Source organism: Streptomyces flavofungini (assembly GCF_014650815.1).
Classification (GTDB): Bacteria; Actinomycetota; Actinomycetes; order Streptomycetales; family Streptomycetaceae; genus Streptomyces; species Streptomyces flavofungini.
Window position 1 is genome coordinate 175,785 of sequence record NZ_BMVR01000002.1, and the last position, 13,305, is coordinate 189,089.

At 69.6% G+C, this 13,305-nt stretch carries 10 protein-coding genes; 6 read left to right on the forward strand and 4 right to left on the reverse strand.

Features of this window, described 5'->3' with window-relative positions; genetic code table 11:
- Positions 1 to 273 precede the first annotated feature (273 nt).
- Genes uppS through IE274_RS04580 form a run of 3 tightly spaced genes read left to right on the forward strand, consistent with a single transcriptional unit; the run spans position 274 to position 3,525 of the window.
- Positions 274 to 1,047, forward strand: a complete 774-nt coding sequence (gene uppS / locus IE274_RS04570; protein WP_190114271.1) for a polyprenyl diphosphate synthase — start codon at positions 274 to 276, stop codon at positions 1,045 to 1,047.
- 19 nt (positions 1,048 to 1,066) lie between these two features.
- On the forward strand, positions 1,067 to 2,161 hold the full coding sequence (locus IE274_RS04575; protein WP_190114272.1) for a terpene synthase family protein: 1,095 nt from the start codon (positions 1,067 to 1,069) through the stop codon (positions 2,159 to 2,161).
- Complete coding sequence (locus IE274_RS04580) at positions 2,158 to 3,525, forward strand: cytochrome P450 (protein WP_190114273.1); 1,368 nt, start codon at positions 2,158 to 2,160, stop codon at positions 3,523 to 3,525. The genes IE274_RS04575 and IE274_RS04580 overlap by 4 nt, the downstream gene beginning before the upstream one ends.
- Here IE274_RS04580 and IE274_RS04585 read toward each other — a convergent pair.
- Complete coding sequence (locus tag IE274_RS04585; RefSeq protein WP_190114274.1) at positions 3,522 to 4,547, reverse strand: ATP-dependent 6-phosphofructokinase; 1,026 nt, start codon at positions 4,545 to 4,547, stop codon at positions 3,522 to 3,524. The two genes, IE274_RS04580 and IE274_RS04585, sit on opposite strands and share 4 nt — an antisense overlap.
- 200 nt (positions 4,548 to 4,747) lie before the next feature.
- Here IE274_RS04585 and pta point away from each other — a divergent pair, with 200 nt between their 5' ends.
- The 3 genes from pta to pyk all read left to right on the forward strand — a co-directional run bounded on the left by pta (position 4,748) and on the right by pyk (position 9,590).
- Positions 4,748 to 6,853: a phosphate acetyltransferase gene (pta, locus tag IE274_RS04590; RefSeq protein WP_190114275.1), complete on the forward strand. Its 2,106-nt coding sequence runs from the start codon at positions 4,748 to 4,750 to the stop codon at positions 6,851 to 6,853.
- A complete protein-coding gene (locus tag IE274_RS04595; protein ID WP_190114276.1) occupies positions 6,850 to 8,085 on the forward strand; it encodes an acetate kinase in 1,236 nt (411 codons plus the stop codon). The genes pta and IE274_RS04595 overlap by 4 nt, the downstream gene beginning before the upstream one ends.
- 74 nt (positions 8,086 to 8,159) lie before the next feature.
- On the forward strand, positions 8,160 to 9,590 hold the full coding sequence (pyk, locus tag IE274_RS04600) for a pyruvate kinase (RefSeq protein WP_190114277.1): 1,431 nt from the start codon (positions 8,160 to 8,162) through the stop codon (positions 9,588 to 9,590).
- Between the two features lie 162 nt (positions 9,591 to 9,752).
- Here pyk and IE274_RS04605 read toward each other — a convergent pair whose 3' ends face one another.
- From IE274_RS04605 to IE274_RS04615, 3 genes are all read right to left on the reverse strand, one after another.
- Entirely contained in the window at positions 9,753 to 11,177 is a 1,425-nt protein-coding gene (locus tag IE274_RS04605; RefSeq protein ID WP_229909223.1) for a hypothetical protein, read from the reverse strand.
- 37 nt (positions 11,178 to 11,214) lie between these two features.
- Entirely contained in the window at positions 11,215 to 11,793 is a 579-nt protein-coding gene (locus tag IE274_RS04610; RefSeq protein WP_190114279.1) for a DUF6114 domain-containing protein, read from the reverse strand.
- A gap of 212 nt (positions 11,794 to 12,005) precedes the next feature.
- A complete protein-coding gene (locus IE274_RS04615) occupies positions 12,006 to 12,623 on the reverse strand; it encodes a DUF6230 family protein (protein WP_190114280.1) in 618 nt (205 codons plus the stop codon).
- Between the last annotated feature and the right edge of the window lie 682 nt (positions 12,624 to 13,305).

Below are 13,305 nucleotides of genomic sequence, written 5' to 3' on the forward strand. Positions count from 1 at the left end.
AGAGCGGAGAAGGATTCCCGGGGAGGACACCGCCGGGGAAACCGCCGCCGGCACTGCGACCACTGTGGAGGCGCTCTCCGCGGGCATTCCGTTTCACCACCGGAATCCTGCGTGATCATCGGTAACTTCCGCACCGGCGGGGTGGCTTCGACCCCCGCCCAGGCATTTCCCCCGCGGCCCATCCACCGCCCTTTCCCCTTGCCTTGCTCATAGCGCCCGCTGCATTCGTATTGGCTGTGCATGCCCTGGTCCCAGGCGATAAGGAAGTGCCCGATGAGTCCGCTCCCACGCGACTACCCCGACACCACAGGTCTACCGGATCCATCCGGCCCCACCGCGACGCGGGAAGGATTCCCCCAGGTCGCGAACAACCCCCCACGTCACGTCGCCTTCATTGTGGACGGAAACCGCCGTTGGGCACGCGCCCATGGCCATCCCGTCGAGCAGGGCCACCAGGAGGGCGCGGACAACGTCTGCCGGGCCGTTCACTGGTGTGAGGCCGTGGGCATAGAGACCACCACCTGGTGGCTGCTCTCGACGGACAACCTCAACCGCACGACGGCCGAGCTCCACAAACTCCTGGACATCATCTCCGAACTGACCCGCCGGCTGGCGGCAACCGGGCACTGGCGCATGCGTCACCTCGGGGATCCCCGGCTGCTCCCCCGTTCCCTGGCGGCCGCGCTGAGCGAGGCGGAGACCACCACCCGCCACAACCGTGGCCCACAGATCAACTTCGCGGTCGGCTACAGCGGCCGGGAGGACATCCTCGCCGCGGCGCGCCTCATCGCCCACCAGGCGGTCACGTCCGCCGGCTTCTCCGTGTCCGAGAGGTCGTTCGCGCAGGCCCTGTCCACCAGCGGGTTACCCGATCCGGACCTGGTGATCCGCAGCTCCGGCGAACAACGGCTGTCCGGGTTCATGCTCTGGCAGGCGGCTCTCGCCGAACTCTATTTCTGCCCCGTCCTGTGGCCCGACTTCACCCAGTCGGATCTCCACCGCGCCCTGGCCTTCTACGCCAACCGTCAGCGCCGTTTCGGAAAGTAGCGCCGGAAGGAAGTACGCCATGTCCCAAGGGCCTCTCCTGTTCCCCCACCCCAAGACGACGGACGACATCGCCGGCTCCTACCACTCCCTCAAACCCTGGCTGCTCGCCCATCTGGTCAAGGGACGTGCAACGTACCCCGAGCATCCGCAGACCAGCCGTCTTGAGTCCGCCGTTCTCGCCTGGGCGACCGACCTCGGACTGAGCGAAGACCACATCAAGATAACGAGCGAAGCCACCCCCGGGCACCTGGTGGGGCTTTTCGCCCCGCAGGCCCCCTGGGATGTGCTGCTCCCGCTGGCCAAGCTGCAAATGATCCTGTTCTGGCTGAACTCCGTGGACCTCGGCAGCGATCAGCCGGTCGGTCAGCTGGTGGAACCCGTCCGAGCGACCCTGGAGAAGGGACGTTCCCCGTCCGACGGACCAGACATCCTCAGGCCGTTGGCCAGCCTCCGCGACGACATCGTCGCGGCGGGAGGGGCCGGGCTGATACCCGGCTTCACGCAACTCCTGCTGGGATTCCTGCACGAGTACACGGCTCGGCAAGCATGGGAGAACGGGGCACCTCTCCCGAGCCTGGACCGGTACTTGAGGCATCGGACGCGCACGGCGGGGATCGTTCTCGGCATGTGGGTCCAACGACTTCAGCCGGGCCTCGTCGGGCCGGGTGAGAAGCTTCCTGAACCACTGCTGCAGCTCATGAAACAGGGCAGCCTCCTCGTCGGTCTGGACAACGACCTGCACAGTTGCCACGTGGCCGCCGAGTCGGGGGAACAGCTCAGCCTCGTCGGCGTCATCTGCCAGGAGTACGGGATTCCCCTGGACATGGCCTTCTCCTGCGCGCTCACTCTCAACGCCGCCATGCGCTACGAGAACGCGAACACCGCTGCCGCGATCCACGCGGACACCTCCCTGCCCGACACGGCCAGGAAGCACGCCCAGGCCATCTTCCACTGGGTCGACTCCGTCTACACCTGGTCGCTGGAGACGCCCCGCTACGGGTTGCGCAGCCCCGATGCCCCAGAGGTCCCGGCGTCCTCCCACCTGAACGGAGAAGCGTCCTCCCACCTGAGCGGAGAAGCGTGTTCCCACCTCAACGGAGAGCAGCAGCCATGACGAACTCGCGCCCGGTCCCCCTTGCCCCCAAGGCACGGCCCCTCGTCGGTCATCTGGTTCCGCTGCTCCGCAACCCGCTGGAGTTCCTCAACTCGCTGCCTGCCCACGGTGACCTCGTCCGCATCCGGCTGGGCCCCTTCACGCTGGTGGCGATCTGTGATCCGGAACTGACCCGACGTGCCCTGGTCGACGACCGCGTCTTCGACAAGGGCGGCCCGATCTTCGACCGGGTGCGGGAAGTCGTGGGCGACGACGGGCTCGCCAGCTGTCCGTACAGCGCGCACCGGCGGCTGCGCCGGCTGGCCCAGCCCGCCTTCCACCCGGCGCGGTTCCCCGACTACGCGAAGGCCATGAGCCCCTGCATCGAGGACGTGGCCGATTCGTGGCGTGCCGGGCAGGTCCTGGACGTGCCCACCGAGATGATGACCATCACGTCCAAGGTCACGGCCGCCACCCTGTTCTCCGGTGCGCTGCCCGCAGGCGAACTCGGCCCGGTCCTCAAGGACGTGAAGACCTTCTTCGACGGCTTCTACCAGCGCATGTTCATGGTCCCCCCGCTGGACCGGCTCCCCACCCCGGGCAACCGCTCCCACGTGCGCGCGTGCGCCCGGCTACGCGACGCCTTCGACCAGATCATCGCCCAGCGCCGCGCCGAGGGCGTCGACCACGACGACCTGCTCTCGGCTCTGATCATGGCCCACGACGCCGAAGGCGACGGGCACGGCATGACCGACGCGGAGATCAGCGACACGATCGTCACCTTCTTCCTCGCCGGTACGGAGACCACTGCCGCCCTCCTGGCCTGGGCCCTCGACCTGCTGGCCCGGCACCCCCGGATCGAGCGGCGGCTGCACGCCGAGGTCGACACCGTCCTGAACGGAGCCAGGGCGACCCACGCCGACCTGCCCCGCCTGGAACTGACGCACCGCGTCATCACCGAGACCCTCCGGCTGCGCCCGCCGGGCTGGATCTTCACGCGCACCGTCACCGCCGACACCCACCTGGGCGGGTACCGGCTGCCCGCCGGGAGCAGCGTCGTCTACAGCCCGTACCTCATCCACCACCGGCCGGACCTCTACGACGACCCCGAAACCTTCGACCCCGACCGCTGGGATCCCGAGCGCCCCCAGCCGCCCCGGCACGCTCTCCTCCCCTTCGCCGTCGGCGCCCGCAAATGCATCGGCGACACCTTCGGCATGACGGAGGCCGTCCTCGCCCTCGCGACCATCGCCGCCCGCTGGCGCCTGGAACGCCTGCCCGGCCAGCAGGTCCGCCCCGCGCTGGGGCTGGCGTTGCGGCCCCGCAGGCTCCTCATGCGGGCAACGCCCCGCACCGACGCACGCGACTTCGCGGCAGCTCCTTAGAAGACCGACTCCGCCTCGTCCATCCGGTCCTTCGGCACCGTCTTCAGCTCGGTGACCGCCTCGGCGAGCGGCGCCATCACGATGTCCGTGCCCCGCAGCGCCGTCATGTGGCCGAAGTCGCCGCGGTGCACGGCCTCGACGGCATGCCAGCCGAAGCGGGTGGCGAGGACGCGGTCGTACGCGGTGGGGGTGCCGCCGCGCTGGACGTGGCCGAGGATGACCGGCTTGGCCTCCTTGCCGAGGCGGCTCTCCAGCTCGAAGGCGAGGGCCGTGCCGATGCCCTGGAAGCGCTCGTGGCCGAACTGGTCGATGGCGCCCTTGCCGTAGTTCATGGTGCCGTCGGCGGGGTGCGCGCCCTCGGCGACGCAGATCACGGCGAACTTCTTGCCGCGCGCGAACCGCTCCTCGACCATCTTGACCAGGTCGGCCGGGTCGAAGGGCCGCTCCGGCAGACAGATGCCGTGGGCGCCGCCGGCCATGCCGGACTCCAGGGCGATCCAGCCGGCGTGGCGGCCCATGACCTCGACGACCATGACGCGCTGGTGGGACTCGGCGGTGGTCTTCAGGCGGTCCATGGCCTCGGTGGCGACGCCGACGGCGGTGTCGAAGCCGAAGGTGCGGTCCGTGGAGGAGATGTCGTTGTCGATGGTCTTGGGGACGCCGACCACCGGCACTCCGGCGTCGGACAGCATCTTCGCGGCCGTCAGGGTGCCCTCGCCGCCGATCGGGATGAGCGCGTCGAAGCCGCTCTTCTCGATGAGTTCCTTGGCGTTGTCGCAGGCGGCGCGGAAGCGGGCGCGCTCCAGGCGGGAGGAGCCGAGGATGGTGCCGCCGCGGGAGAGGATGCCGCTGACCGCGTTCAGGTCGAGGGTGCGGTAGCGGCCGTCCAGCAGGCCCGCGTATCCGTCCTCGAAGCCGATGACCTCGTCGCCGTAGTTGGTGACGGCGCGGTGCACGACCGACCGGATCACTGCGTTGAGGCCCGGGCAGTCGCCGCCCGCGGTGAGAATTCCGATACGCATCGCGCTGTGTCTCCTGCTCGCTGCTGATACTTGTGAGCCGATCCGATTGTTCCACGGCCCCGGCGGGGCCGCCGCCCGCCGTCCGGCCTGCGGCCTAGCCAGCCGCAGAGGTATTGTCAAGAGGGCACGGCCAACAATATCGGGTGTATTTCCGGCGCTGCCGGGCTGCTCACCAGCGAAGACAGAGAAGGAGAGCACGCGTGACGCGCAGCGTGTACGTGACCGGGATCGACCGGGGCGACGGCCGCCAGGTCGTCGAGCTGGGAGTGATGGAACTCCTGACCCGTCAGGTCGACCGCGTGGGCGTCTTCCGCCCGCTCGTCCACGACGGACCCGACCGCCTCTTCGAACTGCTCCGCGCCCGCTACCGGCTCGCGCAGGACCCCGCGTCCGTGTACGGCATGGACTACCACGAGGCGTCCGCGCTGCAGGCCGAGAAGGGCACCGACGAGCTGGTCTCCCAGCTCGTCGACCGTTTTCACGCCGTCGCCCGCGCCTACGACGTGGTCCTGGTCCTCGGCACCGACTTCGCCGCCACCCAGCTCCCCGACGAGCTGGCCCTGAACGCGCGGCTCGCGAACGAGTTCGGCGCCTCGGTACTGCCCGTGGTCGGCGGCAAGGACCAGACCGCCGAGTCGGTCCGCGCCGAGACCCGCAACGCCTACCGCGCCTACGACAGCCTCGGCTGCGACGTCCTCGCGATGGTCACCAACCGGGTCGCCCCGGCCGACCGCGACGGCATCCACGAGCGCCTGGCCGCCCGCCTCCCGGTGCCCTGCTACGTCCTGCCGGACGAGCCCGCCCTGGCCGCGCCGACCGTCGCGCAGATCACCCACGCCCTCGGCGGCAAGGTGCTCCTCGGCGACGACTCGGGCCTGGCCCGCGACGCCCTCGACTTCGTCTTCGGCGGCGCCATGCTGCCGAACTTCCTGAACGCCCTGACCCCGGGCTGCCTGGTCGTGACCCCCGGCGACCGCGCCGACCTGGTCGTCGGCGCGCTGGCCGCGCACAGCGCGGGGACGCCGCCGATAGCGGGCGTCCTGCTGACCCTGAACGAGCAGCCGGGCCCGGAGATCCTGCGCCTGGCCGACCGGCTCGCGCCGGGCACGCCCGTGGTCGCCGTCGAGGGCGGCTCCTTCCCGACGGCACAGGAGCTGTTCGCCCTGGAGGGCAAGCTGAACGCGGCGACGCCCCGCAAGGCGGAGACCGCGCTCGGCCTCTTCGAGCGGTACACCGACACCACCGACCTGCTGCGGCGCCTGTCCGTGTTCGGCAGCGACCGCCTCACGCCGATGATGTTCGAGCACAAGCTCCTGGAGCGGGCCCGCGCCGACCGCCGCCGCGTCGTGCTGCCCGAGGGCACCGAGGAGCGCGTGCTGCGCGCCGCCGACGTGCTGCTGCGCCGGGGCGTCTGCGACCTGACCCTGCTCGGCCCGGTGGAGGCCATCCGCAAGAAGGCCGCCGACCTGGGCATCGACCTCAAGGACGCGCAGCTCATCGACCCGGCCACGTCGGACCTGCGGCAGGGCTTCGCCGAGGAGTACGCGCGGCTGCGCGCCCACAAGGGCGTGACGGTGGAGCTGGCGTACGACGTCGTGGCGGACGTGAACTACTTCGGCACGCTGATGGTCCAGGGCGGCCTGGCCGACGGAATGGTGTCCGGCTCCGTGCACTCGACGGCGGCGACGATCCGCCCGGCCTTCGAGATCATCAAGACGAAGCCGGAAGCCTCGATCGTGTCGTCCGTCTTCTTCATGTGCCTGGCCGACAAGGTCCTCGTGTACGGCGACTGCGCGGTCAACCCGGACCCGAACGCCGTCCAGCTCGCCGACATCGCCGTGCAGTCGGCCGCCACCGCCGACCAGTTCGGCGTCGAGCCGCGCATCGCGATGCTGTCGTACTCCACCGGCACCTCCGGCTCGGGCGCCGACGTCGACAAGGTCCGCGAGGCCACCGAGCTGGTGCGCGACCAGCGCCCGGACCTGAAGATCGAGGGCCCGATCCAGTACGACGCGGCCGTCGAGCCGTCGGTCGCGGCCACCAAGCTGCCGGGCTCCGACGTCGCGGGCCAGGCCAGCGTGCTGATCTTCCCGGACCTGAACACCGGCAACAACACCTACAAGGCCGTGCAGCGCTCGGCCGGCGCGATCGCCGTCGGCCCGGTCCTGCAGGGCCTGCGCAAGCCCGTGAACGACCTGTCCCGCGGCGCGCTCGTCCAGGACATCGTCAACACCGTCGCCATCACGGCGATCCAGTCCCAGTCCCCCGCGTCCCAGCCCCCCACCGAGAAGGCAATCCCCCAGTGAGCTCGACCCGCGTCCTCGTCCTCAACTCCGGCTCGTCGTCGCTGAAGTACCAGTTGCTCGACATGGCCGACAGCGCCCGCCTGGCCGTGGGCCTCGTCGAGCGCATCGGCGAGGAGACCTCCCGGCTCAAGCACACCCCGCTGACGGGCGACGGCGCCGAGCGCGAGCGCACCGGCCCGATCGCCGACCACGAGGCCGCCCTGAAGGCCGTCGCGGCGGAGCTGGCCGCCGACGGGCTCGGCCTGGACTCGCCTGAGCTGGCCGCGATCGGCCACCGGGTGGTGCACGGCGGCCTGAAGTTCACCGAGCCCACGGTCATCGACGACGCGGTGCTCGCCGAGATCGAGCGCCTGGTGCCGGTGGCCCCGCTGCACAACCCCGCCAACATCACCGGCATCCGCACGGCCCGGGCGCTGCGCCCCGACCTGCCCCAGGTCGCCGTCTTCGACACCGCCTTCCACACGACGATGCCGGAGGCCGCGGCCCGCTACGCCATCGACGTGGCGACCGCCGACCAGCACCGCGTGCGGCGCTACGGCTTCCACGGCACCTCGCACGCGTACGTCTCGCGGACGACCGCGGAGCTGCTCGGCAAGGCCCCCGAGGACGTGAACGTCATCGTCCTGCACCTCGGCAACGGCGCGTCCGCGTCCGCCGTGCGCGGCGGCCGGTGCGTGGACACCTCGATGGGCCTGACGCCGCTCGAAGGGCTCGTGATGGGCACGCGCTCGGGAGATCTGGACCCGGCCGTCATCTTCCATTTGGCGCGCGTCGGCGGACTGTCCATCGACGAGATCGACACTCTTCTCAACAAGAAGAGCGGCCTTATCGGTCTGTGCGGCGACAACGACATGCGCGAGATCCGCCGCCGCGTCGACGAGGGCGACGAACAGGCCCGGCTCGCCTTCGACATCTACATTCACCGACTGAAGAAGTACATCGGCGCCTATTACGCGGTTCTCGGCCGGGTGGACGCGATCGCGTTCACGGCGGGCGTCGGGGAGAACGCGGCGCCGGTGCGCGCGGCCGCCGTCGCGGGCCTGGAGGAGCTGGGTCTCGCGGTGGACGGCGAGCTGAACGCCGTACGCGGTGACGAGCCGCGGCTGATCTCGCCCGGGTACGCCCGGGTGAAGGTCGCGGTCGTACCGACCGACGAGGAACTGGAAATCGCCTCGCAGACTTATGCACTCGTCGGGCGGCATGAAGAGCGGCTCCGCCGCATGGGCAACTGAGCGCCGACCCGCCCATTTGTATCTTCCGCCAGATGGAATATTCCGAAGCGAAACAAACCGATAGGATCGCCCCCATGCGCCGTTCCAAAATCGTTTGCACGCTGGGCCCCGCCGTCGACTCCGAAGATCAGCTCGTTTCGCTGATCGAAGCCGGAATGAACGTGGCCCGCTTCAACTTCAGCCACGGCACGCACGCCGAGCACCAGGGCCGGTACGACCGCGTCCGGGCCGCGGCGGAGCGGACGGGCCGCGCGATCGGCGTCCTCGCCGACCTGCAGGGCCCGAAGATCCGTCTGGAGACCTTCGCCGAGGGCCCCGTCGAGCTGGTGCGCGGTGACGAGTTCACCATCACCACCGAGGACGTGCCCGGCGACAAGTCGATCTGCGGCACGACCTACAAGGGTCTGCCCGGCGACGTCTCCAAGGGCGACCAGGTCCTCATCAACGACGGCAACGTCGAGCTGCGCGTCGTCGAGGTCGCCGGGCCGCAGGTGAAGACGATCGTGGTCGAGGGCGGCGTCATCTCCGACCACAAGGGCATCAACCTGCCCGGCGCGGCCGTGAACGTCCCCGCCCTGTCCGAGAAGGACATCGAGGACCTGCGGTTCGCGCTGAAGATGGGCTGCGACATGGTCGCGCTGTCCTTCGTGCGCGACGCGGACGACGTCAAGGACGTCCACAAGGTGATGGACGAGGAGGGCCGCCGGGTCCCCGTCATCGCCAAGGTGGAGAAGCCGCAGGCGGTGGCGAACATGGAGGGCGTCGTCGCGGCCTTCGACGCCGTCATGGTGGCGCGCGGCGACCTGGCCGTGGAGTACCCGCTGGAGAAGGTCCCGATGGTGCAGAAGCGCCTCGTGGAGATGTGCCGCCGCAACGCCAAGCCGGTGATCGTCGCGACCCAGATGATGGAGTCGATGATCACCAACTCCCGCCCCACGCGCGCCGAGGCGTCCGACGTCGCCAACGCGATCCTGGACGGCGCGGACGCGGTGATGCTGTCGGCCGAGTCCAGCGTGGGCGCGTACCCGATCGAGACCGTCAAGACGATGTCGAAGATCGTCACGGCGGCCGAGGAGGAGCTGCTCGCCAAGGGCCTGCAGCCGCTCGTCCCGGGCAAGAAGCCGCGTACGCAGGGCGGTTCGGTGGCCCGTGCCGCCTGCGAGATCGCCGACTTCCTCGACGGCAAGGCCCTGGTCGCCTTCACCAAGTCCGGTGACACGGCACGCCGCCTGTCCCGCTACCGCGCGGCCCAGCCGATCCTGGCCTTCACCACGGACACCAGCACCCGCAACCAGCTCGCGCTGAGCTGGGGCGTCGAGGCGTACGTCGTGCCGCACGTGGACAACACGGACGCCATGGTCGAGCTGGTCGACGCCGAGGTCCTGAAGCTGCAGCGCTACAACGACGGCGACACCATGGTCATCACGGCCGGTTCGCCCCCCGGCATCCCCGGCACCACCAACATGGTCCGCGTCCACCACCTGGGTGGCGGCGACCGCGACTGAGCCACGGGTCTCCGGTCCGGATCCCCGACCAGAACCGGACCGGGACCCGTTGTCTCCCGGGAGTGCCCCGGCACTCCCGTGAGTACGTGAAAGGCATCGAGGGCGCCCCCTGCGCAAGGGGGCGCCCTCGATGTGTCGCGGCTCCCGGACCGGGACCGGGCCTCAGTCGGTGATCGACTGGTGCAGGCCGGGGATGGTGAGTTCGCCACCGAACTGGCCCGCCTGCTGCACCTTCACGTTGGTGAAGTAGATCAGCGGCAGGTTGAGCGGCGGCGGGTGCTCCGGGTCGAACGTGATCGGGATCAGACCGAAGAGGTTGCCGGAGATCCGCTCGGTGTACATCGTCGTGTCGCCCTTGCGGATCGTGGACGTGGACCCCTTGGCGGCCTGGACGTGGTACTTCTTGCCGTTCGGGCTCTCGACGATCTGGTGCAGGTCGCCGATGTCCGTGCCGCCGCTGATGATGTACTTCAGCGCCTGCTTGGTCTGCCCGTTGGGCATCTTCAGGTTCACGACGCCCTTGTAGTCCGCGCCCTTCAGGAGCAGCGAACTGGCCTCCAGGTGCCACGGCTGGTTCGGGATCGGCGCGGGCGACTGCTCGTCGTCACCGTCGACCTTCTTCTCCACCACGCACGGGAACGGCTTCTTGCCGTCCTCGTCCGCCGCCATCGGGTCCTTGGCCTCGTCGTCGTCCTCGGCCTTCCCCTCGGCCTTGTCCTTCGCCTTGTCCGCGGCCTTCTCGGCCTTGTCGGCGAGGTCGTCGGCCTTGTCGGCGGCGTCCCGCAGCCGGTCCTCGGCCTTGCCCGCGGTGTCCTTCAGGCCGTCCTTCGCCTTGTCGAGGGTGTCCTCGACGGGCTTGGTGTCCTTGTCGGTACCGTCGGAGTCCTTGGCGTCGCCGTCCGTACCCTCGGCGTCCCGGTCCGAGGAGTCCGAGGACTTCTCGTCGGCCGACTCCCGCTCCGCCTCCTTCTTCTCCTCGGCCCGCTTCTCCTCGGGCGTGAGGATGTCCTTGAGGGCGTCGCCGAGGCCCAGCGGGTCCAGCGGGTTCTTGGGCTCGGCGGGGTCGGGCTCGGCGGCCGCGTCCTCGTCGTCCTTGCCGCCGTCCCCGGAACCCTTGCCGGAGTCGGCGTCGGCGTCACCGGACGGCGTGGACCCGGACTTGCCGTCGTCCCCGTCGCCGCCCGAGGGCTTCGACGAACCGGACGACCCGTTCGCGGACACGTCCCCGTCCTTGTCGGCGCCCTTCCCGGCCTGCCCGTCCTCGCCGTCGGCCTTGTCCTCGGCCTCGTCCGCCTTCTTGCGCGCGGCCTCGGCCTTGTCCTCGGCCTTCTTGGCGGCCTTGGCCCTGGCGTCCTGCTCGTCCTTCTCGGCTTCCTTGGACTGCTCGTCCGGCGCCGTGACACAGGGGCCGTCGCGGAAGGGGTTCTTGGGCACGCCCGGCTTCGCCTGCGCGAGCTGGGGCGTCAGGCCCATGCCCATCAGCACGGCGGTGGGCATGGCGGCGAGGGCTATCGCCTTCCCGGCGGGCACGTGCAGCCGGGTCAGCAGCGGCTTCTTCGGGGCCGCGTGCCGCGGCCCCGTTCTCACACGGGACGTGTCCGCATCAGTCCCGCGGCGCGCCTCGTCAGCCGGCACGGTTCCTCCCGTTCGTCCCGTTGTCCGGGCTCGTTCCTGAGAAGTCATCGGTCGCACCGCCCGCCTCCGGCACGGCTCCGCGCGCGGCCCCCGCGGCCGCGGGCTCCGGAGCCCCGTCGTCGAATCCCCCGGCGTCGGGCGCCTGGGCGCGCCGCCTGGAGCGCTTCTCGGGCTTGGACGGCATCCAGGAGACGCCGAGCGCGCCGCCGATGAGGGCGAGCAGGAAGCCCATGACGAAGCCCCCGAAGTTGGACACCACCAGGGAGACCAGGGCGAGCAGAATCGCCGCGACGCCCGCGAACACGCGGGACATCGGCTGGAACCACATGGTCAGGCCGAGCACGACCAACAGCACACCGATGATCAGCGATCCGGCACCGGCGGTGGTCGCCATCCGGATGGTCATCGTGCCCAGGGTGAGGTTCGCATAGGGGAAGTACATGATCGGGATGCCGCCGAGCAGTGTCAGCAGTCCACCCCAGAACGGGCGCTGACCGCGCCACCCTCGGAACGATTGGCGCATTCGGCCAAGCCTGTTGCCAAGGCCCACTTGCGCTTCGGCGCTCATGTCGTACAGCTCCTCGGGTATGGCGTGTGGTTCTGTGTGTGCGGATTCGGGCACGGGGACGGCTCGTTGGAGAGCATGACGGCGCCCCCGCGCCCGGCCGTTTCAGCGCAACAAGTGCGGCTCAGGGCAGCAATGGCCTCAACGACGGCCTCAACGACGGCCTCGGTCAAGACGAAGCGGATGAGACAGCGGTGACCGAGGCCGTTACCGCCTCAGTAGCACTCGTGCTTGCCCTTCTTGACCGACATGCCGAGGCCAGAGAGCTTGAAGGTGCCGGCGGTGGTCGCCCACGCGCGCTGCTTCACGTCGGTGAAGCGGACCTTGTCGGCCTGCTGCGCGAACGAGTCCGGGACGTACTTGTCGCCCTTGGCCGGACCCGGGCCCTTCGTCGTGCGGTCGACCGAGACGCCGATGTCGACGTTGGTGAACGTCGCGTTGGCGCGCAGGTCGTCGGCGTCGATGTAGAGCTTCTTCGCCTCTACCCTCGGGCTGCCCTTGCCACCGGCCTTGAGCACCATCGAGATGTCGCCGAAGACCGGGACCGGAACGACCACGGACTGGCACAGGTTGGTGATCTTCGCCGATTCCATGCCGACCACGGCCACCGGGTGGTTACCCGACTTGCCGCTGTCCATCGCCCCGTACTGGACGAATCCCGTACCGTCGAGCTGATCCGCGGTCACCTTGAACTGCTGACCGGACACACTGAACGATGCCGCGAGCGCACCCTGCGAGAGGGCCACGCCGATCGCGGCCGTCGCCGCGACGCTCGGCACCATGACCACGGCGAACCGCTTCCATCTGGTTCCGCCACGAGCCACGGACTCCATGACTTTCCTCCTTCTCGGACGTACATCTCCGGCCCTGACTGGTCCCGTTCGGGCGGCTCAGCCGGGCAGGGATGGGAGAAGTGCTACGTCCTCGGTAAGGAGAGCGCCCGCGTAACAGGGGCGCGCTGCGCGCCTCGATCACCGGCGATCACCCCCGAGCGACAACCACTGGTCGCGCCTGACGCATCACGCACAACCTTGCTGGACAGGCCCTGCCGAGGAGCGGCAGAGACCCCCCTGTCCCAGACCGGCGACGGTGCCGCCGGCCTGCCCGGTGGGGACCCAGAAATCCCGTCTCCCGACCGGCTGTCGGGCTGCGGGCAATGGACCGAGCGTGGCCGATCGTGGTGCATTCTCGGCGTCCGCACAAGGGGGTTCGTTACTCGCTGGTAACGGCCGGATAACCGACCCGGCACCGCCCGGCATCGGTCAACGACAGACGGTGGCCTCAACAGGCGGTCAAGATAGGGCGATTGATGAACAGAAACGGGCAGAACGCCGCTCTGCCCTTACTCCAAGTAACAGTGGCCGCGTTTACCAAGATTCGGTAAAACGCGGCCACTATGACGCTGCCTCGACAGGCTTTTCACTTGCGTACCACGGCCATTGAGGCGTAACCACAGGTCAGCGAATGGGCCGGGGCAAATCCGACAGATTGCCGGAGGGCTGGAGGCTAAGGTTC